Annotated in this window: 22 protein-coding genes and 1 pseudogene; 13 read left to right on the top strand and 10 right to left on the bottom strand. The window is 62.5% G+C overall.

What is annotated here, in order from left to right; translation table 11 throughout:
* Position 1 precedes the first annotated feature (1 nt).
* Entirely contained in the window at positions 2 to 454 is a 453-nt protein-coding gene (gene aac(6'), locus ACE4RL_RS17855; protein WP_375598443.1) for an aminoglycoside 6'-N-acetyltransferase, read from the bottom strand.
* Entirely contained in the window at positions 451 to 1,101 is a 651-nt protein-coding gene (locus ACE4RL_RS17850; RefSeq protein ID WP_375598442.1) for a helix-turn-helix transcriptional regulator, read from the bottom strand. The genes aac(6') and ACE4RL_RS17850 overlap by 4 nt, the downstream gene beginning before the upstream one ends.
* A 119-nt stretch (positions 1,102 to 1,220) precedes the next feature.
* Here ACE4RL_RS17850 and ACE4RL_RS17845 point away from each other — a divergent pair, with 119 nt between their 5' ends.
* The gene (locus ACE4RL_RS17845; protein ID WP_375598441.1) at positions 1,221 to 1,580 is read left to right on the top strand and encodes a DUF952 domain-containing protein; all 360 of its coding nucleotides are present in this window, start codon (positions 1,221 to 1,223) and stop codon (positions 1,578 to 1,580) included.
* On the top strand, positions 1,577 to 2,683 hold the full coding sequence (locus tag ACE4RL_RS17840) for a quinone-dependent dihydroorotate dehydrogenase (RefSeq protein ID WP_375598440.1): 1,107 nt from the start codon (positions 1,577 to 1,579) through the stop codon (positions 2,681 to 2,683). The genes ACE4RL_RS17845 and ACE4RL_RS17840 overlap by 4 nt, the downstream gene beginning before the upstream one ends.
* On the opposite strand, the gene ACE4RL_RS17835 is transcribed toward ACE4RL_RS17840, so the two are convergent.
* Both ACE4RL_RS17835 and ACE4RL_RS17830 read right to left on the bottom strand, forming a co-directional pair.
* Positions 2,666 to 4,009 carry an MATE family efflux transporter gene (locus tag ACE4RL_RS17835; RefSeq protein WP_375598439.1) on the bottom strand — a complete coding sequence of 448 codons (1,344 nt, stop codon included), beginning with the start codon at positions 4,007 to 4,009 and terminating at the stop codon, positions 2,666 to 2,668. The genes ACE4RL_RS17840 and ACE4RL_RS17835 overlap by 18 nt on opposite strands.
* 109 nt (positions 4,010 to 4,118) lie before the next feature.
* Positions 4,119 to 4,790, bottom strand: a complete 672-nt coding sequence (locus tag ACE4RL_RS17830; RefSeq protein ID WP_375598438.1) for a nucleoside/nucleotide kinase family protein — start codon at positions 4,788 to 4,790, stop codon at positions 4,119 to 4,121.
* A gap of 70 nt (positions 4,791 to 4,860) precedes the next feature.
* Here ACE4RL_RS17830 and ACE4RL_RS17825 point away from each other — a divergent pair, with 70 nt between their 5' ends.
* Positions 4,861 to 7,347 carry a ligase-associated DNA damage response DEXH box helicase gene (locus tag ACE4RL_RS17825; protein WP_375598437.1) on the top strand — a complete coding sequence of 829 codons (2,487 nt, stop codon included), beginning with the start codon at positions 4,861 to 4,863 and terminating at the stop codon, positions 7,345 to 7,347.
* Between the two features lie 43 nt (positions 7,348 to 7,390).
* Positions 7,391 to 8,098, top strand: coding sequence for a ligase-associated DNA damage response endonuclease PdeM (gene pdeM / locus ACE4RL_RS17820; RefSeq protein WP_375598436.1), 708 nt, complete (start codon positions 7,391 to 7,393; stop codon positions 8,096 to 8,098).
* On the opposite strand, the gene ACE4RL_RS17815 is transcribed toward pdeM, so the two are convergent.
* The 3 genes from ACE4RL_RS17815 to ACE4RL_RS17805 form a co-directional block, all read right to left on the bottom strand.
* Complete coding sequence (locus ACE4RL_RS17815) at positions 8,095 to 8,856, bottom strand: TIGR02186 family protein (protein WP_375598435.1); 762 nt, start codon at positions 8,854 to 8,856, stop codon at positions 8,095 to 8,097. The genes pdeM and ACE4RL_RS17815 overlap by 4 nt on opposite strands.
* Positions 8,853 to 9,779: a sulfite exporter TauE/SafE family protein gene (locus tag ACE4RL_RS17810; RefSeq protein ID WP_375600310.1), complete on the bottom strand. Its 927-nt coding sequence runs from the start codon at positions 9,777 to 9,779 to the stop codon at positions 8,853 to 8,855. Before ACE4RL_RS17810 ends, ACE4RL_RS17815 begins: the two co-directional genes overlap by 4 nt.
* A 141-nt stretch (positions 9,780 to 9,920) precedes the next feature.
* Positions 9,921 to 13,547, bottom strand: a complete 3,627-nt coding sequence (locus ACE4RL_RS17805; RefSeq protein ID WP_375598434.1) for a peptidoglycan-binding protein — start codon at positions 13,545 to 13,547, stop codon at positions 9,921 to 9,923.
* 176 nt (positions 13,548 to 13,723) lie between these two features.
* On the opposite strand from ACE4RL_RS17805, the gene ACE4RL_RS17800 reads away from it, so the two are divergent.
* The 3 genes from ACE4RL_RS17800 to ACE4RL_RS17790 all read left to right on the top strand — a co-directional run bounded on the left by ACE4RL_RS17800 (position 13,724) and on the right by ACE4RL_RS17790 (position 16,106).
* Complete coding sequence (locus ACE4RL_RS17800; protein WP_375598433.1) at positions 13,724 to 14,395, top strand: response regulator; 672 nt, start codon at positions 13,724 to 13,726, stop codon at positions 14,393 to 14,395.
* A gap of 3 nt (positions 14,396 to 14,398) precedes the next feature.
* The gene (locus tag ACE4RL_RS17795) at positions 14,399 to 14,797 is read left to right on the top strand and encodes a VOC family protein (RefSeq protein ID WP_375598432.1); all 399 of its coding nucleotides are present in this window, start codon (positions 14,399 to 14,401) and stop codon (positions 14,795 to 14,797) included.
* 175 nt (positions 14,798 to 14,972) lie between these two features.
* The gene (locus ACE4RL_RS17790) at positions 14,973 to 16,106 is read left to right on the top strand and encodes a GGDEF domain-containing protein (RefSeq protein WP_375598431.1); all 1,134 of its coding nucleotides are present in this window, start codon (positions 14,973 to 14,975) and stop codon (positions 16,104 to 16,106) included.
* A gap of 69 nt (positions 16,107 to 16,175) precedes the next feature.
* On the opposite strand, the gene ACE4RL_RS17785 is transcribed toward ACE4RL_RS17790, so the two are convergent.
* The 3 genes from ACE4RL_RS17785 to ACE4RL_RS17775 are packed head-to-tail and all read right to left on the bottom strand — an operon-like array spanning position 16,176 to position 19,951.
* A complete protein-coding gene (locus ACE4RL_RS17785; RefSeq protein ID WP_375598430.1) occupies positions 16,176 to 17,735 on the bottom strand; it encodes a hypothetical protein in 1,560 nt (519 codons plus the stop codon).
* Between the two features lie 4 nt (positions 17,736 to 17,739).
* Positions 17,740 to 18,678, bottom strand: a complete 939-nt coding sequence (locus tag ACE4RL_RS17780) for a DUF6384 family protein (protein WP_375598429.1) — start codon at positions 18,676 to 18,678, stop codon at positions 17,740 to 17,742.
* A gap of 46 nt (positions 18,679 to 18,724) precedes the next feature.
* Positions 18,725 to 19,951 carry a cell surface protein gene (locus tag ACE4RL_RS17775; protein WP_375598428.1) on the bottom strand — a complete coding sequence of 409 codons (1,227 nt, stop codon included), beginning with the start codon at positions 19,949 to 19,951 and terminating at the stop codon, positions 18,725 to 18,727.
* A gap of 218 nt (positions 19,952 to 20,169) precedes the next feature.
* On the opposite strand from ACE4RL_RS17775, the gene ACE4RL_RS17770 reads away from it, so the two are divergent.
* From ACE4RL_RS17770 to ACE4RL_RS17745, 6 genes and pseudogenes are all read left to right on the top strand, one after another.
* Positions 20,170 to 20,634, top strand: coding sequence for a CoxG family protein (locus ACE4RL_RS17770; RefSeq protein WP_375598427.1), 465 nt, complete (start codon positions 20,170 to 20,172; stop codon positions 20,632 to 20,634).
* Between the two features lie 119 nt (positions 20,635 to 20,753).
* A complete protein-coding gene (locus tag ACE4RL_RS17765; RefSeq protein ID WP_375598426.1) occupies positions 20,754 to 20,876 on the top strand; it encodes a hypothetical protein in 123 nt (40 codons plus the stop codon).
* 181 nt (positions 20,877 to 21,057) lie between these two features.
* Entirely contained in the window at positions 21,058 to 22,059 is a 1,002-nt protein-coding gene (locus tag ACE4RL_RS17760; RefSeq protein ID WP_375598425.1) for a BMP family protein, read from the top strand.
* Positions 22,060 to 22,087: 28 nt separating this feature from the next.
* A pseudogene (locus ACE4RL_RS17755) lies at positions 22,088 to 23,647 on the top strand (ABC transporter ATP-binding protein); the annotation flags it as partial.
* A gap of 107 nt (positions 23,648 to 23,754) precedes the next feature.
* A complete protein-coding gene (locus ACE4RL_RS17750; RefSeq protein ID WP_116589449.1) occupies positions 23,755 to 24,843 on the top strand; it encodes an ABC transporter permease in 1,089 nt (362 codons plus the stop codon).
* Positions 24,843 to 25,817 (top strand): ABC transporter permease, encoded by a 975-nt coding sequence (locus ACE4RL_RS17745; protein ID WP_375598424.1) that lies wholly within the window; start codon positions 24,843 to 24,845, stop codon positions 25,815 to 25,817. The genes ACE4RL_RS17750 and ACE4RL_RS17745 overlap by 1 nt, the downstream gene beginning before the upstream one ends.
* Position 25,818: the final 1 nt, after the last annotated feature.

Below are 25,818 nucleotides of genomic sequence, written 5' to 3'. Positions count from 1 at the left end.
GTCACGCGCCAAGCGCTTTTTTGAAGAACACAACGCGCTGAGTTTCCGCAAAGCCCAGCGCGTTGTGCATTCCGTGGCTGCCAATATTGTCCAGTGCCGCATCGGAGGCCAGTTCGGTTGCGCCCTGGCTGCGCGCCCAGGCCTCGATCGTGGCGATCAGCGCCCGCGCCACGCCCTGGCCGCGTGCCTCCGGGGTTACATATATGCCTTCGAGGAAGGCCACCGGCGAGCTGTCGCAGCCATTGACATAGTCATGCCGCAGGCTGGCTTCGGCAAAGCCCAGCGCAGCCCCGCCCTCTTGTCGGGCAATCAGATTGATTGTGTTCCCAGGGTCAGCCAGCAATCTGGCAATGTCCTGGGCATGAGTGCCGTGATCGCCGCCTGTTGGCCAAAGAGCTTCACGCATCCCAGCCCAATCGGCAGCATCGGCGTGGGAGACCTGCTCCACCCTCATTGGCTGGCCCAGATGATCCGGGCCATCCATTCGATATCGCCGATGTCGAAGATGCGCGGTTCATAGGCCGGATTGACCGAATGCAGCTCGATCTGCCGGGCGGATTGGCGGTGGAGAATCTTGGCCATGACTTCCCCATCGGTGGTCTTGACCACCACCCGGTCGCCCCGCCGCACCTGCTCGGTGGGCGAAACCACGATCCGGTCGCCTTCGCGATAGAGCGGCTCCATGCTGTCGCCCGAAATTTCGAGGGCATAGATACCGCTCTCATCGGGCGTGGGCAGCGCCACCTCGTCCCAGCCATGCCCTACCGGATGTCCAGCGCTGTCGAAAAAGCCGCCATGGCCGGCCTGTGCCAGACCCAATAGCGGGATATTGCGCAGATCCGGCTCGGCAAAGCCGCTTGGCATCGCCATATAGGCGCCGGTGCCGGAGAGAAAGCTGTCAAAGCTTTCGCCCGTGGCATCCAGAATCTTGGAAATGCTCTCGGTCGAGGGCCAGCGCTCGCGTCCATCCTTGCTGACCCGCTTGGATACATTGAACGCCGTCGCATCCAGCCCGGCCAGCTTGGCGAGCGCCGAAACAGACACGCCCTGCCGGCGCGCCAGCGCATCAATGCCGTCCCAGATGGCGCGATGTGAGAGCATGGCAAGGAAATCAATCTTATTACGGAAAACAATCCTATATTAGGGTGACGCATTCGCCTTGTAAAGAGGGCGCAACCGCATTACCCCGGCGTCTAGGCCGCGCTGCCCAGAGGTTCTCCATGTCGCCAATCCCTGACCTGATTTACAAGATCGCCACCAGCGCCAGCTTCGCCCCGGCGCGGCTCTCCGGCCAGTATCAGGGCATGCCGATCGATGCGGATGACGGCTACATGCATTTCTCGACTGCCGCGCAACTGGCCGAGACGCTGCGCTTGCATTTCAAGGGGCAATCTGACCTGGTCCTGCTCGCTGTGCGTGCCGCCGACCTGGGTGGCGGGCTGGAGTGGGAGCCTTCGCGTGGCGGCCAGCTCTTTCCCCATCTCTATGGTGGACCGCTACCCTTGGGCGCCATCGTCTGGGAGGAGCCGATCAGCGTCGACGCCGACGGCAATTGCACGTTGCCGGAGGCCGTTCGATGATTTTTTCCGCCCTGTCGCCGCTGCTGCGCAATGCCGGGCTGTCCAGCCTGACCCGTGACGCACTCCTGCGCATGGACCCTGAAACAGCGCACGGCGCCACCATCACCGCCCTGCGCATGGGCCTTGCCCCGCAACAGCTGCATGCCGATCCGCCTGAACTGGCCACGACCCTTTGCGGCATGGAGCTCAAGAACCCGGTCGGCATGGCCGCCGGTTTCGACAAGAATGCCGAAGTGCCGCGCCCCCTGGCGCTGATGGGCTTCGGCATGGTGGAAATCGGCACGGTGACGCCGCGCCCGCAATCGGGCAATCCCAAGCCGCGCCTGTTCCGCGTGGCGGAGGCCGAAGGCGTCATCAACCGCATGGGCTTCAACAATGAGGGCCATGAAGCGGCGTTTCAGCGCCTCAGGGGATTGCGCGTGCCGGCCGCCCTCGGCGTCAATATCGGCGCCAATAAGGACAGCGAGGATTTCGTCGCCGACTATGTGCTCGGCGTGCAGCGCTTCGCCGATCTGGCCGACTACCTGACGGTCAATATTTCCTCGCCCAATACGCCGGGGCTGCGCAACCTGCAGGCCGATGAGGCCCTGACCCGTCTTCTGGGCGAAGTTCTCGAGGCCCGCGCCAAGGCCAAAACGCGGGTGCCGGTTCTGCTCAAGATTGCGCCGGATCTCGATCAAGCCGGCATGGACCCCATCGCCCGGGTCATTCTCGAGACCGATCTCGATGGCCTGATTGTTTCCAACACCACCATTTCCCGCGATCCCGTCGCGGGCATGGAGAACGCCGAAGAAACCGGCGGGCTTTCCGGCAGGCCGCTCTTCGCCCTCTCAACCCAGCGCCTGGCACAAATGCGTCAGCGCGTCGGTGCACTGCCGATTGTCGGGGTTGGTGGTATTCATTCCCCGCAATCGGCCCTGGCCAAGCTCGAAGCGGGCGCCGATGCCATTCAGCTCTATTCGGCGCTGGTCTTTGGCGGCCTTGATCTGCTTGAGCGGATCAAGCGCGGCCTTGTTGCTGGCGTGCGTTCAGCCGGAAAAAAGAACATCGCCGAACTGGTGGGGACGCGGACGGCCGAGTGGAGTTCAGGCCGGGCTGAATAGTCCGGCCTTCTTGCGCTCCAGCGCCCACCAGTAGATGCCGCCGCGCGCCAGGAACCAGCTATGCATGGCGGCCCACAGCCCCCAATTGCCCCAGTCGCGCAGCAAGAGTGCCACGCCGACAAACACCACCAGCGACACGATCATGCCATTGCGCATGACCACGTTCTGCGTGGTGCCGATCAAGATGCCATCGTAAACGAAGGCGGGCATGAAGCTCAGCGCACAGAGCGCAGCTACCGGCAGGAAGGTCAGCGCCAGGGCCCGCACTTCGGCATTGGTGGTCATGAAATTGATCACCCATGGTCCGCCCAGATACCATGCAGCGCCCAGCCCCAGCGCGATCACCAGTCCCCAGATCATCGAGAGGCGATAGGCCTGGTCATAGGCGGGCCGCCAATTGGCGCCCACCGCCTTGCCGGTCAGTTGCTCGGCCGCCTGCGCGATGCCGTCGAGGAAAAACCCGACCACCATCAGCAGATTCAACAGCACCGCATTGGCCGCCAAAGCAACTTCGCCCATCCGTGAGCCTTGCGCGGCAAACCAGGCATAGGCGCCCATCAGCGCCATGGAGCGGATCATCAGGTCACGGCTAAGCCCGAACATGCGGGCGATCGCGACAGTGTCACGCAATTCGCCCGGCGCAATGCGGGTCAACAGGCTTGCTATGCCGCCATAGTGCCGCGCCAGAATGGCAAGTCCGAGCAGAGCGGCCAAGATCTGCCCCAGCACTGTCCCGGCCGCCGCGCCCGCGACGCCCCAGCCCAGGCCATAGACGAACACAATGCTGCACACGATATTGATGCCATGCAGCATGAGTTGCAGCACCATGCCGGTGCGCGCTGCCGCCCGGCCATAAAACCAGCCCAGCAGTGCATAATTGACCAGCGAGAATGGCGCCGACCAGATCCGCACGTGGTAATAGTCCGCCAGCGCATCGGCCACACCAGGATCGGGCGAGAGCAGTGCCTCGGCGGCCCACAGGATTGGTCCGGCCAATACCAACAGGCCAACTCCAATGCCCAGCCCCAGGATCAGCGCCCGCACCACATGCAGAAGCCCGTCGCGCGGATCGCGCGCGCCCACCGCCTGCGCCACCAGCCCCGCCGTCCCGATGCGCAGGAAATAGGCCATCGAGAAGACGAAATCGAACACCAGCGCGCCCAGCACCAGCCCGCCCAATAGCGCCGCATCGCCCAGGCGTCCGACAACGGTAATGTCGACCAACCCCACCACGGGTTCGGTGATGAAGGCGATCGAAGCAGGCAGCGCAATGGACCAGACGTCGCGGCTGCGCACGTCGAAAGGAAACTGTGGGCGGGTGGTCATGGGTTGGGACTCGAAGAGACACCGCTTCATATCACCATGCCCGGGCAAGAAAACCCCCGGCTTCCATCCCTCTCAAATGGGGGGCACAAGACGGTGTGCGTCTGGCCCGCTACTGGGCCACATCCAGCTCGAACACCACATCGGCCCGCTCGCGGGACTGTTCGACCAAGTCGTAATTGGGCAGGTCATTTCGCTCGATATGGGCGCGGTTGCGCTCCTCGCTGAACAGGCCCTCCTCGCCATGGCGCTTCAAGAGCCGCTGGCGCACCAATTCGCGCGGCACATGGATGAAGACGGCATAGTCGAGCAGCGACCGTACACCGGCCCAGGGACCTTCTGTGAGCAACAGGTAATTGCCCTCCACGACCAGCACCTTCACATTGGGCTGCACTGTGAATGCGTTGTCGACAGTATCCTCGATTTTGCGGCTGTAGCCGGGACCGCTCACCGCTTCGCTGGCGTGTTTGAGGTGATGCAGGAAACTGACGAACTGCGCACCCTCGAACGTGTGCGGGGCGCCCTTGCGATCAGTCTCGCCCATGGCCTCGATCTTGGCGTGCTTCATGTGGAAGCCATCCATGGGCACGAGGGCAGCGCTGCCGGGCTTGAGTGCATTGAGCATGGTGACGAGCTCCGCGGCGAGGGTCGATTTGCCCGTTCCGGGACCACCGGCCAGCCCGATGGCGATACGCTGGCCGTGCGCGGCGCTCTCCATCTCCAGAATGTGCGGCACGAGCCGCGCCATCGCGTTTTCGGGGCTCAGTGAAATGATCTGGGGCATGGGCGCCTCCCGCCTTGGTATGGTCGAGGTCGATCATATAGGCTTGGCAGCGATTTGCAGCAGGTGATCCTTGGCTCCGAACCTTCCCCCGATCATTCAAGACTGGTTTGCGGCCCGGGGCTGGTCGCCTCGCGATCATCAGCGCAAGGTGCTCGGGTCCTATCAGGCCGGTGCCAGCCAACTGCTGATTGCCCCCACCGGTGCGGGCAAGACGCTGGCGGGGTTCCTGCCAACCCTCGCCGATCTGGTGGACGGGGATTTTGATGGCTTGCACACCCTCTATATCTCGCCACTCAAGGCGCTAGCGGTTGACGTGCAGCGCAACCTCTCCACTCCCATTGCCGAAATGGGCCTGCCCATTCGTGTTGAGACCCGCACCGGCGACACTTCTGCTGCCAAGCGCGCGCGCCAGCGGGTCAAGCCGCCACAGGTCCTGCTGACCACGCCCGAGCAATTAGCCTTGCTGATTTCCCATCCCCATGCCGAATTGATGTTCGGCTCGCTCCGCCGGGTCGTGCTGGACGAGCTGCACGCCCTGGTCACCTCCAAGCGCGGCGAACTCCTGTCGCTGGGCCTGGCGCGCTTGGCCCGGCTCGCCCCGGAAATGCGCCTTACGGCACTCTCGGCCACTATCGCCCGCCCAGATCTCTTGCGAGACTGGATCGCCCAAGCATTGCCGCAGCGTCAGACAGACCTCTTGACCATGTCGGGAGGCGCCCCGCCGCAGCTCTCAATTCTGGAGACCGAGGAACGCCTGCCCTGGGCTGGCCACTCCGCCGTCTATGCCCATAGTGAGCTTTACCAGACGATCCAGCGGCACAAGACCACGCTGCTATTCGTCAACACCCGCTCGCAGGCCGAAATGCTGTTCCAGGGGCTCTGGGACATCAATGAGGACATGCTGCCCATCGCCTTGCATCATGGCTCGCTTTCGGTCGAACAGCGCCGCAAGGTCGAGGCGGCCATGGCATCGGGCAAATTGAAGGCGGTTGTCTGTACCTCCACGCTCGATCTCGGCATCGACTGGGGCGACGTCGACCTCGTCGTGCAGGTGGGCGCGCCAAAAGGCTCCTCGCGCATGCTGCAGCGCATCGGCCGCGCCAACCACCGGCTCGATGATCCGTCACAGGCGCTGCTGGTGCCCTCCAACCGCTTCGAAGTGCTCGAATGCGAAGCGGCGGTGGAAGCCGTGGCGGAAGGCCATCAGGACAGCGAAGACCCGATGCCCGGCGGTTATGACGTGCTGGCCCAGCATGTCCTGGGCATGGCCTGTGCCGGACCCTTCCTGGCCGACGACCTCTATGCCGAAGTCACATGCGCCTGGCCCTACCGTGACCTCACCCGCGAAAAATTCGACAAGGTGCTCGATTTCGTCGCCACCGGCGGCTACGCCCTGCGCGCCTATGAACGCTACGCCCGTCTCAAGCAGAACCCGGACGGCACTTGGCGCCTCTCCCATCCGCAGGTGGCCCAACAATACCGGCTCAATATCGGCACCATCATCGAAGAACCCATGGTCCGCGTTCGTCTTGTCCGTGCCCGCGGGCAGAAGCAGGGGCGCACCACAGGCCCTATTGGCGCAGGCGGGCGCGTGCTGGGCGAAATGGAGGAATATTTCTTCGGCACGCTTTCGCTGGCCGATACCTTCATGTTCGGTGGCGAGATTGTCGCCTTCGAGGGCATGAAGGACAACGAGGCCTTCGTCTCCCGCGCCTTTTCCAAGGACCCAAAGATTCCATCCTATATGGGCGGTAGGTTTCCGCTCTCGACCTATCTGGCCGAGCGCGTCCGCCGCATCATGGATAGCCCGGATGAATGGCAGAAGCTGCCCGATCAGGTCAGCGATTGGCTGCGCCTGCAGCGCGATCTATCCGTCCTGCCGCGGCGCGATAGCCTCCTGGTCGAGACCTTCCCGCGTGGCACCAATAATTTCCTGGTCTGCTACCCCTTTGAAGGCCGGCTCGCTCACCAGACCCTGGGCATGTTGCTGACCCGGCGGCTCGAACGCATGCGGGCCCGGCCTTTGGGTTTCGTCGCCTCCGAATATGCGCTGGCCATCTGGGGTCTGGGCGATCTATCCGCGCTGATCCGCACCAACCGGCTTTCCCTCGACGAGCTCTTTTCCGAGGACATGCTGGGTGATGACCTAGAGGCCTGGCTGGATGAAAGCGCGCTGATGAAGCGCACCTTCCGCAACTGCGCCATCATTGCCGGGCTAATCGAACGCCGTCATCCCGGCAAGGAAAAGACCGGGCGGCAGATCACCATGAGCTCGGACATCATCTACGACGTGCTCTACCAGCACGAGCCGGACCACATCCTGATCGAAGCCACCCGCCACGACGCAGCAAGGGGCCTGCTCGATATAGAACGCCTGGGGCAGATGCTCTCCCGCATCCGCCACCACATCGTCCACAAGCCCCTGCACCAGATTTCCCCGCTGGCGGTACCGGTCATGCTTGATATCGGCAAGGAACCGATTTTCGGGGAGGCAAGGGAATCAGCTATGGCTGATGCGGCGGATGAGTTGATCCGCGAGGCAATGGGCGGTCGCTGACGGCGCGATCTCAAGGCCTTCCAGTCCGGATACGAACGACGCTATGAACACCGCAGCTCTTGCCGCCCTTGAACCGGACCTGACCGTGCTACGCTTTGCCGGCCATAATTTCGAGCCTCTCCCCTCCGGAGCCCTCTACTGGCGCGCCCGCGAAACGCTGCTGGTCGCCGATCTCCATTTTGAGAAAATGGCCAGCTTTGCCCGGCGCGGCCAGATGCTGCCCCCTTACGACACGGCGATGACGCTGAAGCGGCTGGAGTCCGATCTGCGACGGACCGGCGCGCGTGAACTTCTCTCTCTGGGCGACAGTTTCCATCGTCCGGATTCCGCTTCGCTCCTGACGCCTGGTGATCGCATGCGGCTCGACGCCATCACTGAGGCGGTTTCTTGTATCTGGCTCTCGGGCAACCACGATCCGGTGCCCCATGACATTGGCGGCACCTGCCTGCCCGAACTCGAAATGGATGGCCTGCTATTCAGTCATGAGCCAAAGAAGGGGCGCACCGGCCTAATCGCTGGACATCTGCATCCAGCAGCGCGCCTGGCCATCAATGGCCGCGCCACACGAAAGCCCTGCTTTGTGCACGACAACCGCCTGCTGATCCTGCCCGCCTATGGCAGCTCTACCGGCGCGCTCAACATCCTCTCGCCTGCCTTTGTCGGACTGTTTCATTGGCCTGCGCTTGAAGTCGTCATGCTGGGGCGGGACCGCACCTATCCGGTGCCGGTCAAGCGCCTGGTTGGCGGCTAGCGCCGGAACACCACCCCGCCCAGCCAGCCGGTGAACAGCGCCAGCACCACGCAGGCGAGCCCATAGAGCAGCGGATATTGCGTGGCTGACAGCGCCAGGAACCGCTCGAAATCGATCTTGCGCACGGCAAAGCCATCCGACTTGCGCGCAATGATTTCGCCATTCTTGAACACATAGGTCTGGGCGATATAGGGACCGGGCGGCGCATTGCTCGGCAGCGTCAACTGCGCCTGGTAAAAGCCCTCGGAGAGGAACTGCACACCGTTTTCCTGTACGCCGAACAGGCCCTGCTCGCTCATCAGCCGGATCAGTTCGCGCCCAAAGGTCAGGGTCTGCCACCAGCCCGCCGGGTTGGGCGAAATGGCGTGGGCCTCCGGCAAGATGTAGTTGGTGGTCAGCGTGTTGACATCGGTGATGTCGCGCAGCCTGGCGCTGGACAGCACGTGAAAATAACTCGGAAAGCGTTTGAACTCCACCTGCTCGGTATTGAGCCAAATGCCGAAATTATTGGTTTTTTTTCGCGCTACGCGATCCTGGGTCGGCCCGAGGACGACGACGACCACATGAAACGGGCCCTCGACAAAGCGTTGCTCGGCCCCGGCGTCGGGTGCCACCGTACCGTAGAAAGTCAGCCTCTCGCCATCGAAGCCCGAGGTGATCTGCACCGTCTCTGTGGAGAGGCCCGATATCAGCCGTTCTGCGGCCGCCGGCAGCGCCAGGCACAGACTTGCCAGCAATGTGAGAACCAAGCGGATCATCGCGCTACGCTCGTCACGGCCATGGAGAAGATGTCATCCGGGGTCAGTACCAGCGATAGCCCGAACCGGATGGCAACCGCCAGCACCAGCAGCGCCAGCAGGCCGCGCAACTGCTCGCCGCGCAGATGCATGCCGGCCGCAGCCCCAAATTGCGCGCCAGCGACACCCCCGACCATCAGGCAGAACGCCAGGAGAATATCGACGCTCTGGCTCTGCACGGCATGCAGCACCGTGGTTGCAGCCATCATCGCCACCACCTGCGCCAGGGACGTGCCGATGACCACCGAACCCGGCACCCGCAGCAGATAGACGAGCGCGGGCACCATGATGAACCCGCCGCCAATGCCCAGCAACGAACCGACAAAGCCGATGAACAATCCGATCAGCAGCACCGGCAGCACGCTGATGTAGAGCCGGCTCTTCTTGAATCGCACGCGCCAGGGCAGGCCGTGGATCCAGCTGTGTTGGTTGGCCTGGCGCTCACGCACCACCACACCCTGGCGCCGCTTGAGCAGCGCGCGCACAGATTCCTGCAGCATCAGAATGCCGACAAAGCCCAGCAGAACCAGGAAGCCCAGCGAAATGATCAGATCGAGCTGACCGGCCTGGCGCAACAGGTCAAAGGCGGCTACCCCGCCAAAGGCCCCCAATATGCCCGAGAGCACCAGATACATGGCCAGATGCAGGTCAACGCCACCGCGCCGGTAGTGACTGAGTGCGCCCGAGGTGGAGGCGGCGACCACCTGCCCGGTCACAGACGCGACCGCTACCGCGGTGGGAACGCCCGAGAAGATCAGGAGTGGGGTGAGCAGAAAGCCACCTCCCACGCCGAACAGGCCGGACAAAAATCCGACCGCCCCTCCGATCCCCACGAGAAAGAAGAGGTTCACGGAAAGCTCGGCGATCGGCAGATAGATCTGCAAGACCAGGGTCCCGTAATAGGTGTTACGGGCCATCCTACAGGACGGTCCGTCAACAAGTGGTAAGGCCCGGACGCGTCGGGCGAAACTATAATGTCCCGGGCTTACGTCCGGGCCATGACGCTGTCAAATGGAGTCGCTGTTCTAGACGGGCTGACTGCCCAGCACGGCCAGCAAACGCGGGTTTATGTCGCCAGTTTCGCTCATACCCGTAGCCCGCTCGAAGGCGCGGATGGCATCGCGTGTCTTGGGACCGATGACGCCGTCAGCCGTGCCGACCTCGAAGCCCAGCTTGGTCAGGGCCTGCTGCACCTTGGCGATAACCTCAGCATTGCCGATGGCCTCGCCGGGGTCGAACGCGTCGCTCCAGGTGCCGATTGGCGCAAAATTGGCTGCCAGGTCAACCTGCTCCATGGTCCAGGCGTTTACCTCGGCACCAATCCTGCTCACAGCTTCAGCCGTGAGCGACTTGGCAATGTCCTCGCGGGCTTTCGAAGCGTCCCGGTCGCCGCTGAGGGCAGCCAACGAGAACCACTTGTAGGATTGCTCGAAATCCTGCTCGACCCCCAGGCCACGCGCATAAAGCATGCCCAGATTGAACTGGCTGTCGGTCATCCCGCGATTGGCGGCCTGGTCGAACCATTCCGCGGCCAGTTCAAACTGCTGGTCACCAAGTGCGCCGCCGGCATAGAGCGCCGCCAGATTGTGCATCGCCATGCGATTGCCCGCCTCGGCGCTGCGCTGGTACCATAGCCTCGCCTGCTCCAGGTCCTTTTCCACGCCATTGCCCATCTCATAGAGATTGCCAAGGCGATACTGTGCGGGCACGAAGCCCTGCGCCGCCGAGCGTTGATACCAGAGCGCTGAAGCTTCCAGGTCTTTCTCCACGGCACGGCCCTCGCCAAGGATTGCCGCGACTTCGAATTGCGCCTTGGCATTGCCATTGGCCGCTGCCTGTCGCAGTTCCAGCGGTCCGATCGCCTCAGGCGGCAGATCGAACATGTCTGCGGCGGCCCCAGAGACCTCGGCTGCCGGCCCGATTGAGCCGGTTACTTCCGGCGCGTCCGGTTTCGGACTGGTCGTGGCCAGCGCGATACGTCCGCCGTCCGCCATCAGCGTGGGCGGCATCGGCGTTGCCGGCGCGATCTTGTTATCGCGCGAAAAGCTCATGGGCTCGCCCGGATTGATCGAGCCCGTCGCAGTTGTATCCACCAGGTCGATCACCCGCGGCGGGATAATGCTCGAAACGTCGTCCGATCCCTCCGGCGAAGCCGCGGCCGGTGCGTCCGGCGTTGAAACCGCCGCTGAGGGGCTGGGCGAAGCCGGGCCCATCCGCTGCAACACCAGATTGAGCGTGAGCAGGGAAACGGCAGTCAGCGTGGCGGCCAGCAGCAAGGGACGGCGATAGCGCGTCAGGAAATCGGGCCGCTTATCAGCATTCGCCTCTGGCAGGACCGGCGCGCCGGTCTCGTCGGCCCCACCCTTCTTGGCGCGCTTTGGTCGCTTCCGCTCAACAGGCTTTGGCGGCTCTGCAGCGATCGGTTGCGCCGGGACCTCTGGCTTGGGCGCAGCCGGCTCAGTCGGATTGCTATCCCGCTTTGAGCGGACCCGTGCCAGGGCCCGCCCGATAATGGAATTGCTCGTGCTGTCGGTTGGCGTCTCGTCCTGCTTGGCGCGCTGGGCCCTGCGGGCCGCTGCGACAAAGGTGCTGGTGTTCGAGGTCACCGCGCGGGGTTCCTCGGGCTTGACCTCGCTGGGCCGGGCGGCTGGCGCAAAGGGGTCTGCGTCCAGTTCGGCAAAGCTCGAGCGCGGCCGGGGTGGTCGTTCGGCGCGGCTGGGGTCAAAGGCGGCTGGCTCGGACGGCGCTTTTGGGGCAGCGGGCGCCGCCATCGGTGCCGATGCCCGGCTGGCTTCCCGGCTCAGCGCTTGGCGCACTGGCGATTTGTCGCCAAAACCCTTGTCGATCAGCGGCTTCTCGTCCGCCGGGTTCTCCGGCATGGCGTCCCGCCGATCGCTCGCCAGGCTCGCCAGAATGCTGTCCAGCCTGTCGTTTTCCGGCTCGGAAGCCTCCAGGATTTCGTCGAACTGACTGCGCGCCGCGGGGGGCTGCGCTGCAGCTGGCCGCGGCGCCGCTGTTTGTGACGCGGGCGACGCTTTGGTTTGCGGGGCAGGGGCAGGCGCCGGGGCGGCAACCGCCGTATCCGTCTTTTTGCTGAGCACGGCCTCAAGGCGTGCCAGCCGCTCCGCCGTTTCCTGGCCGGCCGTGTTGAGCAGGGCCGCCATACGCTTTTCCAGCGCATCCATGTCGTCGGACTTTGCTGCCGGCACCTTGCTCATGGCCTCGGTGGCGCGTGTCGCAACCAGGTCCGCCAATTGTTCGTAATCGGGCGTCTTACCAGCCGATTTGATCAACCCGGCAAGGCGATCTTCGATGCTTTTGAGGCTCTCCGGCCCGAACATGGCGACCGGTGCAGGTGCCTTGCGGCTCACCGCTTCGCTTGTGCGTTCCGCCACCATGGTAGCCAACGATTCAAAGTCCGGGCGCTCCCCGGCGTCCTTCTGGCGTGCCAGCACGTCGAGCTGCGCGCCTGCCTCGTCCATGCGGTTCATCAGCAGCTTGAGCTGGTCCTCCACCGCCTTGGTATTGACCGGGACGATCCTGTCACTGAGGATTTCCAGCTTGTTTTCGATCTGGCTGAAACGAGGTTCCATGCCATCCAGGACGGCCTGGCGCAGGGCGGCCATGTCGGCCCGCAGCGCATCGACCTGCTCGTTGCGGGCATCGATACCGTCCAGCCGTGCCATCAGGGCATCGAGCTGTCCGGCCAGGGCATCGGGGGCGTCGCCCTTGGTCTGCATCGCCTGGGTGAAGGCCGCCATTTCGCTTGTCAGCTTCTCGAAGTCGGCCGAGGACAGCGAAACGGTCTGCTCGATGGCGTCGATCCGGTCGTAGACATTGCGCACACCGTCTTCGATGGAGCGCATGGCCGGAGCCAGCGTCTCGGCAGGATCAGATTGGGCGTTGCGGCGCTGGTCGCGCGCAATTTCCCGCTCCATCTGCTGGGCCTGCAATTCGGCCAGCTTGCCCACCGTGGTGGATACATCGTCCAGCCGCGCATTGAGAGTGGAAAGGTCGTTGCGCGGACCTTCCTCGATCATCGCGCCAAGCGCGGCAATCTGTGCTTCGAGCCGCTTGACCTGGCCCGTTTCACCCACCGCGCCCGCCAGCAGTTCCACCACTTGGGTCAATTGCTCGACCTGACCGGCGACTTCGCGCACATGGCTGGCGCTTGAGCGCTGGGTCTTGAGCTCGCCTTCCAGCCGCTCCAGCCTCTGGCTCATGCCGCCCACGAGGGCGCCCAGCTCGCGCAATTCGGGCAGGTCGCTGGCGCGCCGCATCGGCATGGGCGTCGGGGCCGCACCCTGGCGGCTCCGGATTTCGGCAATGGCGGCAGTCAGCTCGTCGGGCATGCCGGGCCCGTCCTGCGCCATGTCCCGATCGGAGAACCGGTCGACCGCCCGCTTCACGGTGCGCAGGGCCTCGCGGTGGCGCGAATTGGTCTCGGACCCGACAACCTGATTGCGCAGATTGCGCACGCGCTGCGCCAGGGCGCTGGCGGGCGGCGCGGGCTGTTCGTCCTCCACCTGGCCATAATGGCTCTCAACCTTGTCCAGCAGAGCCACCAATTCACCACGCAAAGCCTGCCATTCACCCGTATTGGGATCGCGTGCCGGGTCGGCATAGTCCGGAAGAGTGTGGGCGCGCGGCATATCAGGTCCTTCGTCACAATAGACGGACCCCTCGCGATTCAACACGAAGGTATAACCCTCACTCTTGGGAAAACATGGTAAAGAACCCGTTAAGCATTGTCGCAATATGCAAGGACAGATGCCGGGAATCCATGCGATTCAGGCAGGGTTCACAGGTTCAGGGACAGGTTAGCTTCATGACGCGCCGCCGTATTATCATCGTTGACGATCACCCCCTGTTCCGGGCGGCCCTGCGCCAGACCCTGGCGGGCGGCGATGCCACGGTGAGCGTAGAAGAGGCCGGTGACCTCAACAGCCTGAGCGCAGCACTCGATACCGACCGCGATTGCGACCTGGTCCTGCTCGATCTCAACATGCCCGGCGTGCGGGGATTTTCCGGGCTTCTGCTGCTGCGGGCGCAATATCCCGATATCCCGGTGATGATCATTTCTGCGGTCGAGGACGCCACGGTGGTCCGCCGCGCTTTCGAGCTGGGTGCTGCGGGCTATCTGCACAAATCTGAAGGGCCGACCGAAATCCGCCGGGCCATCGAGACGGTGCTGTCGGGCGAAGTCTTCGTGCCTTCTGGCACCACCCTGGGGGGTGAGGATGAACAGACCGCCTTGATGAAACGGCTGGCCACCCTGACCCCGCAGCAGGTGCGGGTGCTGATGATGCTCAGCGACGGGCTGATGAACAAGCAGATCGCCTACGAGCTCTCGATTTCCGAAGCCACGGTCAAGGCGCATGTTTCGGCCATCCTGCAAAAGCTCGATGTCGACAGCCGCACCCAGGCCGTGATCGCCGCCTCACGCATCGAGGACGGCCAGTTCGAAGCCCTGTTTTCCACCGGCGCAGACAAGGCCTGACCCATGAAGCCCGAAATTTCCATAATCACCATCGGCGTCGACGATCTGGAACGCGCCTTCACCTTCTACCGCGCCCTGTTCGATATTTCCGACGATCAGATCGGTGCGGGTGAGGATCATGTCGCCTTTTTCTTCGACGATAAGTTTTCTTTCGTGCTGTTTCCGCGCGAACAGATCGCCCAGACCGCCGGCAAGCCGGAAAGCCTCGATGGAACACCCGGCTTTGTGCTGTCTCATCGCGCAGAGAGCCCCGAGGCGGTCGACGACATCCTCGAACGCGTGCTGGTCGCGGGCGGGGCGGTCATCACCCCCGGCACCCAGTCCGAATGGGGCTATTCGGCCTATTTCGAGGACAGCGAAGGCAATGTCTGGGAACTGATGGCGCAGCCGACCGCGAATTGAGGGTGTTCTTCCCCGGCAGAAGCGCAGCCGTGCCCGAGACTAAAACAATGGGCCCACCGCAACAGCGCATCGCACTAACCCGCAGACAAAGCCAGGACCATCGCATTTTCAAGCGAGGGATCAGCGTTTAGTAAGAAAGCCCCGGTATCGTCCATGGTGTTCTCGGATGGTCCTGATGCCGAAATTTGCCCGTTCACCAGCTGATTATCTGCAAGCCCTGCGCTCCAGACTGCTTGCCTATCTGCTCGGCAAAACCGGCACCGGCGATCCAAGTGCTGAGCCAGACATACAAAAACTCATCAGCTTGGTGGGTATTGCCGTTATCATCGGCCCATCGTTTGCCCTTTATTATGCAGTTGTCGGCATTGCAGAGCTGTCAATCGCACTGATTGTGTCCAGCATAGTTATGCTGTCGGCGCTCTTCGTGTATAGGGTGAGCAGAAATCTCGCATTGGCTAGAGATTACTTCCTATTTTCATTCTTCTGCTACCTGGTTTACTGCGGATACTATTTTGGCAATGTTGCGTCTCCCACCACCTTTTGGATGGCCACTTTCCCAGTAGTCGGCGTCCTGCTTGGCAGCAAGCGAGCAGGCATTATGTGGCTGGCACTCGTTCTCGTGTTTATCGCAGTTCTATCAGGTCTGACGGATGGTGCCTCGCCGTCCCCCTTGCCCCCTCACCTCTATGCTATGAGCCTGGCGGGAATGATCATCTCGATCTTCCTGTTCGTGCTCATGATCGATGGTGCACGCCGGCGCGCATTGGCGAACCTCGAGGATGCCAATGCTGCAGTTACCGAGCTTGCTCGTCGCGACTCCCTGACGGGACTATACAACCGGCGCTATGTCTGGGAGACCCTCGCGCGCGAGGAGACCTATGCGCAACAGGTGGGAGAAAGCTTTTCCATTCTGTTGGTCGACATTGATCGGTTCAAGGTGATCAACGACACGTTTGGGCACGTAACGGGGGACATTGTTCTCAAGGATGTCGCCAGTGTCATCCAGTCCACGATCGGAGAACGCGACTTCTGCGGCCGCTACGGTGGGGAGGAATTTCTCGTGCTGCTCAAAGGCAGGCAGAGCGCAGCTGCAGCAAGCTGCGCAGAGCACATACGCTGCGCGATAGAAGACCTCGGCTTTGGACACGTAGACGGGCCACAGCAGGTTACTGCGTCCATTGGATTAGCCTGCTATGAAGGGGGCGAAGCGTTCACTGAAACCTTCAAGCGAGCAGATCAAGCGCTCTATTTGGCGAAAGGATCGGGACGCAACCGCGTCTCAATCCACCAGATCGCACTTGCAAGTTAGGCGTGGCGACAGCCGAACAAACGCCTGGCCGTTTCCGCCTCAACCCAGGCATTGGGTTTCGCCGTCCCCTTAAAAACCCCCGCCGGTCTTGAACCCGCCATGCTTGCGCGAGCCTGACGCGCCCGTGCGGGGCCGCGAGAACCCGCCGCCGGAAGAACCACTGCTCCAGCCGCCACCAAAGCCACCGCCGAAACCACCGCGTGATGTCTTGCTCTTGTTGCTGCCTGAGCTGCCAATGCTGCTCTCAGGCCACTGGAACCCGCCGCCGCTGGGAGGCCACGGTCCGGAATTGCGTTTGTTCTGCGAACTGCGCGTGCTTTTATAGCCCGCGCCCCACTCGCTGCCCGGCGCCCAGTTCTGGCTTTTGCGCCACTGGTCCCAATAGCTAGCGGCCGAAATGCCGCCGCGCAGGAAGTCGTTGAGCAGATCGCCCACCAGGCGGTCTTCCTTGAAGCTGGAACCGGGGTCGTCAAAGCGCTGCTTCTTGAATTCCCATTGAATATCTTCGAGCTCGCGGCGGCGCGCGGCGAGGGTCTTGAGCCGTTCGCGCTGTTCGCGGCTCTCCTCTTCCTCCTCGCGCAGCCGGGCGCGGGCTTCATCGATCTGCGCCACCAGCGTGTCGTCCTGACCGGTGCTGGTCTGGCGCGCTTCGGCAAGCAGGGTACGGATATCTTCGCGCCCCAGCGCTGCCGCCAGATCGGCTGCCGCGCTCTCAAAGGCCGGGTCCTTGCCCTCGGCCAATACGCGCAAGGTCTCAGCCGCCGCATCGCGCTCGTCTTCGATCCGCGCAATCTCGGCGTCCAGCGCTTCGATGCTCGCTAGCCCGGCGGCAATAGCCTGGCGCATCGGCTTGCCGCCAGCCGCATCCACCACCGCGATTTCCATCTGGGCCAGTTCGGCCTCGGCGGCGCTCACATTGGCTTCCTGCCGCTCGGCATGCTCGCGCAAGCGCAAGGGAATTTCATTGAGCATGGCATAGTTTGGCCGCGCCTTGGCGAAGCCGACCAGATTGGCCACCATGCCATCGAAATAGCGGACCAGATTGCTGGCCTTGTAGTTGGAGGTGCCGTAACCGGCCTGCCAGAGATACATGAACAGTGGGTCTTCCCGGTAGGGGCGGCCCTTTTCTTCGCGATCGGCCTCAGCCTGCTCCGTCTTGCGCAGGGATTGCTCGGCAATCTGGTCCAGTTCCTCGGTTTGCGCCCGCTTGGCCGCATAGGCAGGGTCGGCAGCAAGCTTGCTGGCCTGCGCCGCGGTCAGGGCTGCGAGCTGGGCCTGTTGCTCCTCAAGCACGGCAATCGCGGCCGCCCGTTGATCGGTCAGTTCCGCGCGTCGGGCATCGAGGCCACTGATGGTTTTCTCGGCCTTGCCGACATCTTTCGAATGCGCCTTGAGCGTGTCCCGCGCCTTTGCTTCGGCGGCCGAAATGCGTCCGTCCATTTCCGTCTGCACGGCCGGGTCAAGCCGGAGGCGCGCGAGCTGGCGGAACAGTTCCGCTTCATGCTCGCGGATCTTGCTGGCCCGCTCTGCGGCGCGCGAGACGCGCTTGGACAATTCGTCCTCTTCGCGCCGAATATCGCGCATGGCTTCTTCGAGACTGGCCAGGGCCTGTGGTCCGCGAATGCTCATTGGCCTACCACCTGGTCACCGCGCCGCCCAAGACTGGCACGGCATATTCAACGTCGAGGAAACCATCGGACTTGCGGCCCATGATGTTGGATTGAATGATCCCGTCATCGCGCTTGTCGGCGGCCACCGCATCATAAACGCTTTCCGGGACACGAACGCCCCAGATATTGACCGCTTCGGTCTCGCCATTCTCTTCGTTGAGGATCGGCAGGGTCAACGCATTGCCATCGGGGTCCAGCGCCTCGACCACGACATAGTAATTGGTCGCTTCGGTGTTGATTTCGGGGAACGTCCAGAAACCAGATTGCACGCCCTCGCGATTGACCACACGCAAGGTATATTCGAGCCGCAACTGATCGCGCAGGGCCTCCAACTGTTCCACCGCGCGCTCCGCCCCGGCGCGATTGCCCTCAGCCGCAAAGGCCTTGCCACGCGCGACCAGCGCTTCGGCTTCGGTCACGGCCTGTTGCACCTTGGTCTCTTCGAAGATGGTCTGGTAAAGCGCATCCATTTTGGCCGGAAGGCCCTGGCTCAGTTCGATTTGCGCCTGTTCAGCCTGACCGCGCTGGTACGGTTGCCAGATGCCGAAATAGCCGATGCCCGCCACCAGCAGGATGCCCAGAACGGCCAAGAGCGGTCGACCCCATTGCTTGCGGCTGACATAGAGCCGCGCCAGCGTGGTGCCCAGGCCCGGGGCAGGGGGCTCGTAGGCAAAGCGGCTTTCGGCCAGCGCCGAAACCCCTTCCTTAAGGATATGGTCGGGCACCTCGATGCCCTGCTGGTGATAGACCTCGCGCAGTTTCTCGATGAGTTGCCGCTCACGGGTGATCCCGTCGAGTTCCCGCGTCACCAGATTCTGCTGGTGACGCAAGGTGTCGACCACATCCATGGCCAGCATGACCTCGTCCAGCGGGGCCGCGGGTTTTGCCGTCGCGTTACTCATGCAGTGCCTTACTCAATGCAATGCCTTTGCCAGCAACCCGCCCGCCTCAACTCTTGGTTTCGAGCAAGAGGGCGTTGCCCTCGGTCGCCAATGTCGCCAGACGCTTCTTGCCGTCTTCGACCGCGTCGCGGATCTCCGCCGAATTCTTGGTCGAGGCCACCCGCATCTCATTGATGATGGTGCGGCTCTTTTCCTGGAAGTTGACCACGCTATCGACCAGCTTCTTGACCGCATCGGCGCGCACCGTCGGGCCATAGCCAGCCTTGATCGCCTCTTCCTGCACCTTGTCGCCGATCTCGGACAGGGTTTCGAGCGACTTGCTCATCCCTTCCTTCATCGCGTTCAGCGTCTCGGTCGATTCGTGCAGGCCGAACATGCCGGTGAACGAGGCCGAAAGCGCAGTCAGAACGGTTTCGTTGGTCGAAAAGAACGAGATCGACTGCTGATAGACGCGTTCCTTGGCATTGGTCGTCTGCATCAGCCGCGCCATCACCACTTCCGAGGTGTTGTAGGAAATGGTCAGATTGTCCGAGAGGTCCTTGGCGATCTGGTAGCGCTTTTCTTCGTTCTGCATTTCGCGCAGGCGTTCGTCGCGGGCCATTTCCAGCCGCGCCCGGTCGGCCGGTACGTCGCCGGCATAGGTGGCCAGCTCGTCGGCGGCCTTTTGCAGAATGTCCTTCTTTTCCTTGAGGCGCGCCTCGGCGGTCTGCAGCACTTCGAGCGCCATCACTTCGGACTGTTTCAGCGCGCCGCGGAAATCGCGATAGGCCTCGAGAATGGTATGTTCGCGGTCGATCTGGTCCTTGGTGTCGGCGGTGACTTCGAGATAGGTGTCGCGGATCTTGTTAAAGCGCGTGGCGATATCGCCCCGGCTGACTTTCATCCACACATTGGACGCCCGCTCGAACAGGTCGATCTTGTTGTCTTCGAGCTGATCGACCATGCCCTTGGCATCGTCCCGGATGGAATCGAAGCCCTTGGTGATGTCCTCATAGCGTTCGCCAATTTTCATCGCGGCGACCTGCTCGCGCACCACTTCATTAAAGGCGCTGGCCTGCGAAAGAGTGCGGCCGATGAGGATCACGCGGGTTTCGTCCAACTCGGTGATCTGTGCCAGAAGACCGGTAATTGGCGCCTCGGCCTGATTTTCCGGCCAGATGCCCAGATCGCGGATCGCATTGACCGCCTTGTCCAGATACTGCAGCGGCTTTTCTGCCAATACCGAAACATTGGCTGCAGCGCTCGGTGTGGCTGTGGTCACTTGGTCGGTCATCCCTGGCTCCCTCGAAAACTATAGGCCCATCTGGCGAAGCTGCCACTGGCCCTAGATTGCGTCTGCCGGCCCGCCTGACAATTGCAAGTACAGGTCGCGGCAACTATTTAGACCATATTGGTGCGAAAAAGCCGCACGTAAAGATTTGGGAACAACACCATGAGCACAAAGCGCGACAGTTTTGTTTCCGCCCCTGGCGCAAGGGAGCAATCGGCCTGATGGATTTTGGCGGGCGCTATCGTATCGCGGCGAGCCGCATGGCTGTCTGGGCGGCTCTGAACAATCCCGAAATGCTCAAGGCCGCCATTCCTGGTTGCAGCCATATCGGCTGGACGGGCCCGGAAACGCTCGATCTGGCGATCACTGTCAATCTGGGCGTGGTCAAGCCCGTTTTCAAAGGCGATCTGATGCTGACCAGTGTCGTGCCCGCTGCCAGTTACACGCTCGCAGGCAAGGGCAGGGGTGGCCTGTTGGGTCTGGCAGAAGGCACCGCCGATATCGAGCTGGCCGATGATGGCGAGCAGACGCTGCTTTCCTTCACGGCCAAGGGTGGCGCCTCCGGACAAATCATGAAGCTGGGCAAGGCGGTGATCGGCAGTTCGGCGCAGAAGATCATCGATGGCTTCTTTGAGCGCTTTGCGGCCGCCATGGGTGTCGCCATCGAGCCGCTTGGCCCGCCCTGATCCGGTTGGCTAAATCTTTGCTTAACCATGCCGCAATCGGCCGCAACTCGGCCATGATTTCGCCGCGGCCGATAGGGTAGAGAGGATCTGGTTCAACGCAATTTGTTTCAAATCCCACCATGTCCTCCGACGCCCGCGACAGCATCGCCCTTTATATCATCGCCGCCACCGCCGTTCTGGTAAGCCTGTTCGCCGATGTCGATCTGGGCCAGCTCTTTCAGGCGCTCTTGGCGCGCCTCTAGCGGCACCCGCAAAACGCGGCCGGAGTCGAGCTCTCTCAACCATTTTTGACCAAATGGGAAAAATTAGCGCCTTCCCTCTTGCGGCAGAGGCCATTGCACGATTTTATCCGCTGTTAGCGCACGCAGATTGACCTACGGACTCAGGTTCCGGTGCTGGTGCGAGACAGGGAGACATGATTCAATGAAAATTTCGACCTTTACCAAGGCCGTTGCGAGCGGTGTTGCACTGAGCGCAGTGATGGCCGGTGCTGCTTTGGCCGATGGCGCGCTCGTCTATGACGGTGGCGGCAAGTTCGACAAATCGTTCAACGAGGCGGCCTACACCGGCGCCGAGCGCTTCCGCGAGGAAGGCGGAGCCTACCAGGATCTGGAAATCTCGGGCGACGCCATGCGCGAGCAGGCCGTTCGCCAGTTCGCCTCGCGCGGCAACAACCCGATCGTGCTGCCTGGCTTCTCCTGGGAAACTGCGCTGCGCGCCGTGGCGCCGGAATTCCCCGATACCAAGTTCACCATCATCGACACCGTCGTTGACCTGCCAAACGTCCAGTCCGTGGTCTTCAAGGAGCAGGAAGGTTCCTACCTGGTCGGCGTGCTGGCAGCGATGAAGTCGGAAAGCGGCAAGATCGGCGTCGTGCCGGCCTTCAATTTCGACCTGCTCGAGGCATTTGCCTGTGGCTATGCGCAGGGCGCCAAGTCGGTGAACCCCGATATCGAAGTGCTCGAGACCTATGTCGGTACCGGCTTTGATGCCTTCAACGACCCGGTCAAGGCGACCGAAGTTGCCAAGTCCCAGCTCGATCAGGGCGTGGACGTGATCTTCCAGGTTGCCGGCGGTGCTGGTGCAGGCGTGCTGCAGGCTGCTGCCGACGCCGGCAAGTATGGCATCGGCGTGGACTCCAACCAGAACCATCTGCATCCCGGTTCGGTCCTGACCTCGATGATCAAGCGCGTCGATGTGGCCACCTACAACGCCATGAAGGGCGTAGAGGATGGCACTTGGGAGCCCGGCCTGATCGTGCTGGGTCTGGCTGAAGACGGCGTTGGCGCTGCCTTTGACGAGCACAATGCCGATCTCATCACTGATGAAATGATGGCTGCTGTCGAGCAGGCCTCTGCCGACATCATCTCGGGCGCCGTCACTGTGCACGACTACCGCACCGACAAGAACTGCGACGCCCTGTAAGGCTTGAAACGAAAAGGGTGAGACTGCAATGACAGGTCTTAACCCGACAAACGAGCAGCGGTCCTCCGGGACCGCTGCCTCTGCGCTCGCTATCGAGCTTGTCGGCATCAACAAGCATTTCGGTCCGGTTCACGCCAACAAAGACATTCACCTCGCCGTCAAGCGCGGCACGGTGCATGGCATTGTGGGAGAAAACGGGGCCGGTAAATCGACGCTGATGTCGATCCTTTACGGCTTCTACACCGCCGACAGCGGCACCATTCATGTTGATGGCGTTGCGCACAAAATTACCGACAGCCGCCATGCGCTCGCCTTGGGCATCGGCATGGTGCACCAGCACTTCATGCTGGTCGACAATTTCACGGTGCTGGAAAACGTTGTCCTGGGCGCCGAGGATTCTGCCCTGCTGACGCCGACGCTGAACCGCGCGCGCGGCCACCTCAAGGAACTGGCCCGGGACTATGGGCTCGATATCGACCCCGACGCGATCGTGGGCAATCTTTCCGTGGGCCAGCAGCAGCGCGTGGAGATCCTCAAGGCGCTCTATCGCGGCGCCGAAACCCTCATTCTGGACGAGCCCACCGGCGTGTTGACGCCGGCCGAGGCCGACCATCTCTTCCGCATTCTGGGCAAGCTCCGGGCGGAAGGCAAAACCATCATCCTGATCACCCACAAGCTGCGCGAGATCATGGCGATCACCGACGAAGTTTCGGTCATGCGTCAGGGCGAGATGGTGGCAACGCTTGAAACCGCCGAAACCAGTCCCGAGCATTTGGCCGAACTCATGGTCGGCCGCCGCGTGCTGCTGCGCGTGGAGAAGGGCACCGCCAACCCCGGCAAGGTGCTGCTTGAAGTCGAGAACCTGGTCGTCACCGACGATTTCGGCACGCCGCGCGTCAAGGGTGTCAATTTCCAGGTCCGCGCCGGCGAGATCGTCGGCATTGCTGGCGTGGCGGGCAATGGGCAGTCAGAACTGCTCGAATCCATCTCCGGCATGCGTGACCAGAAATCGGGCACCATTCGCGTCCACGGCAATGCCCTAAAAATCAGCGGCGATGATGGCGCGGACCGGGCGCGGAGCGCCGGGCTTGCCCATGTGCCCGAGGACCGCCTGCGCATGGGGCTGGTCACCAAGTTCAACGCCTGGGAAAACGCCATTCTGGGCTATCAGGACAGTTATGGCCAAGGACCGGCCCTGGACATTTCCGCTGCACGCGACGCCGCTCGGGAATACATGAAGAAGTTCGATGTCCGCCCTGCTGACCTCGACCTCAAGACCGCCAATTTCTCCGGCGGCAATCAGCAAAAGCTGGTCCTGGCCCGCGAGATGGAGCGCGACCCTGAAGTGCTGGTCGTCGGCCAGCCAACGCGCGGCGTCGATATCGGCGCCATCGAGTTCATCCACAACCAGATCATCAAGATGCGCGATGCCGGCAAGGCAATCCTGCTCGTCTCGGTGGAACTGGACGAAATCCGCTCGCTCTCGGACCGCATCCTGGTGATTTTCGATGGGCAGATCGTGGGTGAAGCCGATCCGGCGACGGCCGACGAAACTGAACTGGGCCTGCGCATGACAGGTTCGCACGCCGACAATGTGGTCACCGAACCGGGGACCCTGTCCGAGCATGAAACGCCCACAGACCAGACGCTGGTGGAAATGAGCCCCAAAGACAATTCCGGCAGGGATACCAACTGATGACCCCATTGCCACGCTGGGCCGATGTCGTACTTCTGCCGTTTCTCAACGTCGCCCTTGCCTTTCTGATCGGTGGGCTGATCGTGCTATCGGTCGGGCAGAACCCGCTGCAGGCCGTCGGCATCATGCTCTACGGGGCCTTCGGCTACGGTTCGGGCTTCGGCTATACGCTCTACTACACCACCGACTTCATCTTCGCCGGCCTCGCCGTCTCGCTCGCCTATCACGCGGGCCTGTTCAATATCGGGCCCGAAGGTCAGGCCTATGTCGGGGGGTTGGGCGTCATCCTCATCGGGCTGGCGCTCAATGGCATGCACTGGGCCCTGGTTTTCCCGCTGATGATCATCTGCGGGGCGCTGTTTGGCGCCGCGTGGGCCTTTGTGCCGGGCTATCTGCAGGCCAAGCGCGGCAGCCATGTGGTGATCACCACCATCATGTTCAACTTCATCGCCGTCTCGATGATGGGCTATATCATCAGCCGCATATTGAAGCCCGAAGGCGTCAATTCCGATGAAAGCGCGCCGCTCGACGCCATAACGCGCGTGCCGCAGCTTCGCAGCTTCATCGAGCTGTTCAAGAATTCGCCGGTCAATCTCACCTTCTTCCTGGCTATCGGGGCTCTGTTCCTTGTCTATTGGCTGATCTGGCGCACCAAGTTCGGTTACAAGGTGCGTACCGTGGGTAATAACCCGGTGGCGGCCCGCTATGCCGGTATCTCGACCCAGAAGACCATCATGGTCATCATGGCCCTGGCTGGGGCCTTCGCGGCCATGGTTGCGGTCAACAATGTCGGCGGTGTGCAGGGCCGTCTCATTCTCAACTTCGTCAATGGTGCCGGTTTTGTGGGTATTGCCGTGGCCTTCATGGGCAAAGGCCATCCCATCGGCGTTGGCCTGTCGGCGCTGCTGTTCGGCATGCTCTATCAGGGCGGTCAGGAACTGGCCTTCCAGATGCCCGGCATCACCCGCGAAATGATCGTCACCATCCAGGCGCTGGTCATTCTGTTCACCGGAGCCATGGGCGATATGATGCGCGGCCCGCTCTCGCGGATGTTCTTCCAACCTGACGCACCGGCGGGAGACAAGTGATGGACCAGATCCTCGTCGACATCACCCTGATCCTGGATTCCACCGTACGTCTGGCGGTGCCGCTGATCCTGGCGTCCCTGGCCGGTCTGTATTCGGAGCGCTCGGGCATCATCGATATTGGTCTTGAAGGCAAGCTCCTGGCCGGCGCCTTTGCCGCTGCGGCCATGTCGGCCGTCACCGGTTCGGCCTGGCTTGGCCTGATGGCGGGCATTGGCGCTGCGCTGGTCTTCTCCGGCATTCATGGCCTCGCCTCGATCAACTTCAAGGGCAACCAGACCATTTCGGGCGTGGCGCTCAACTTCCTCGCTGCCGGTCTCACCACATTCCTGGGCCAGTCCTGGTTCCGGCGCGGCGGCTATACGCCCCAGCTTTCGGGCGACCAGCGGTTCAACCCCATCACCTTGCCATTTGCCGAAGAGCTGCGCGATGTCCCGGTTCTGGGCCAGATCTATGGCGAACTGATTTCGGGCCACAACATCATCACCTATGTCGCCTTCATCGCCGTGCCGGTGACCGCCTGGGTGCTGTTCCGCAGCCGCTTTGGCCTGCGTCTGCGTGCCGTGGGCGAAAACCCCAAGGCCATCGACACGGCCGGCATTTCGGTGACGCGCCTGCGCTATCAGGCGCTGATCATCACCGCGGTGCTGGTCGGCATTGGCGGCGCCTATCTTTCGATCGCCCAGTCGGCAGGGTTCAATAACAACATGTCTGCCGGGCGCGGCTATATCGCGCTGGCGGCGTTGATCTTTGCCAAGTGGCGGCCGGGGCCAGCGCTGCTGGTGTGCCTGATGTTCGGTTTCCTTGATGCTGTGCAGTTCCGCATCCAGGGCCAGGTTTTCCCGATCATCGGCGAGGTTCCGGTGCAGGCCATCCAGGCGCTGCCCTATATCCTGACCGTTGTGCTGCTTGCCGGTTTCATCGGCCGCGCCGTCGCCCCCAAGGCTATCGGCGTGCCTTACACCAAGGAGCGCTAGG

Source organism: Devosia polycyclovorans (assembly GCF_042181575.1).
GTDB classification, from domain to species: Bacteria; Pseudomonadota; Alphaproteobacteria; order Rhizobiales; family Devosiaceae; genus Devosia; species Devosia polycyclovorans.
The sequence above is the reverse complement of the archived record's forward strand: the minus strand, read 5'-3'. Positions and strand labels throughout refer to the sequence as shown.

Excerpts from the sequence above, each read along its gene's own strand:
- ACE4RL_RS17850 (WP_375598442.1), bottom strand. The coding sequence starts at position 1,101 with ATGCTCTCACATCGCGCCATCTGGGACGGCATTGATGCGCTGGCGCGC.
- ACE4RL_RS17845 (WP_375598441.1), top strand. The coding sequence starts at position 1,221 with ATGTCGCCAATCCCTGACCTGATTTACAAGATCGCCACCAGCGCCAGC.
- ACE4RL_RS17840 (WP_375598440.1), top strand. The coding sequence starts at position 1,577 with ATGATTTTTTCCGCCCTGTCGCCGCTGCTGCGCAATGCCGGGCTGTCC.
- ACE4RL_RS17835 (WP_375598439.1), bottom strand. The coding sequence starts at position 4,009 with ATGACCACCCGCCCACAGTTTCCTTTCGACGTGCGCAGCCGCGACGTC.
- ACE4RL_RS17830 (WP_375598438.1), bottom strand. The coding sequence starts at position 4,790 with ATGCCCCAGATCATTTCACTGAGCCCCGAAAACGCGATGGCGCGGCTC.
- pdeM (WP_375598436.1), top strand. The coding sequence starts at position 7,391 with ATGAACACCGCAGCTCTTGCCGCCCTTGAACCGGACCTGACCGTGCTA.
- ACE4RL_RS17815 (WP_375598435.1), bottom strand. The coding sequence starts at position 8,856 with ATGATCCGCTTGGTTCTCACATTGCTGGCAAGTCTGTGCCTGGCGCTG.
- ACE4RL_RS17805 (WP_375598434.1), bottom strand. The coding sequence starts at position 13,547 with ATGCCGCGCGCCCACACTCTTCCGGACTATGCCGACCCGGCACGCGAT.
- ACE4RL_RS17800 (WP_375598433.1), top strand. The coding sequence starts at position 13,724 with ATGACGCGCCGCCGTATTATCATCGTTGACGATCACCCCCTGTTCCGG.
- ACE4RL_RS17795 (WP_375598432.1), top strand. The coding sequence starts at position 14,399 with ATGAAGCCCGAAATTTCCATAATCACCATCGGCGTCGACGATCTGGAA.
- ACE4RL_RS17790 (WP_375598431.1), top strand. The coding sequence starts at position 14,973 with ATGCCGAAATTTGCCCGTTCACCAGCTGATTATCTGCAAGCCCTGCGC.
- ACE4RL_RS17785 (WP_375598430.1), bottom strand. The coding sequence starts at position 17,735 with ATGAGCATTCGCGGACCACAGGCCCTGGCCAGTCTCGAAGAAGCCATG.
- ACE4RL_RS17780 (WP_375598429.1), bottom strand. The coding sequence starts at position 18,678 with ATGAGTAACGCGACGGCAAAACCCGCGGCCCCGCTGGACGAGGTCATG.
- ACE4RL_RS17775 (WP_375598428.1), bottom strand. The coding sequence starts at position 19,951 with ATGACCGACCAAGTGACCACAGCCACACCGAGCGCTGCAGCCAATGTT.
- ACE4RL_RS17770 (WP_375598427.1), top strand. The coding sequence starts at position 20,170 with ATGGATTTTGGCGGGCGCTATCGTATCGCGGCGAGCCGCATGGCTGTC.
- ACE4RL_RS17765 (WP_375598426.1), top strand. The coding sequence starts at position 20,754 with ATGTCCTCCGACGCCCGCGACAGCATCGCCCTTTATATCATCGCCGCC.
- ACE4RL_RS17760 (WP_375598425.1), top strand. The coding sequence starts at position 21,058 with ATGAAAATTTCGACCTTTACCAAGGCCGTTGCGAGCGGTGTTGCACTG.
- ACE4RL_RS17750 (WP_116589449.1), top strand. The coding sequence starts at position 23,755 with ATGACCCCATTGCCACGCTGGGCCGATGTCGTACTTCTGCCGTTTCTC.
- ACE4RL_RS17745 (WP_375598424.1), top strand. The coding sequence starts at position 24,843 with ATGGACCAGATCCTCGTCGACATCACCCTGATCCTGGATTCCACCGTA.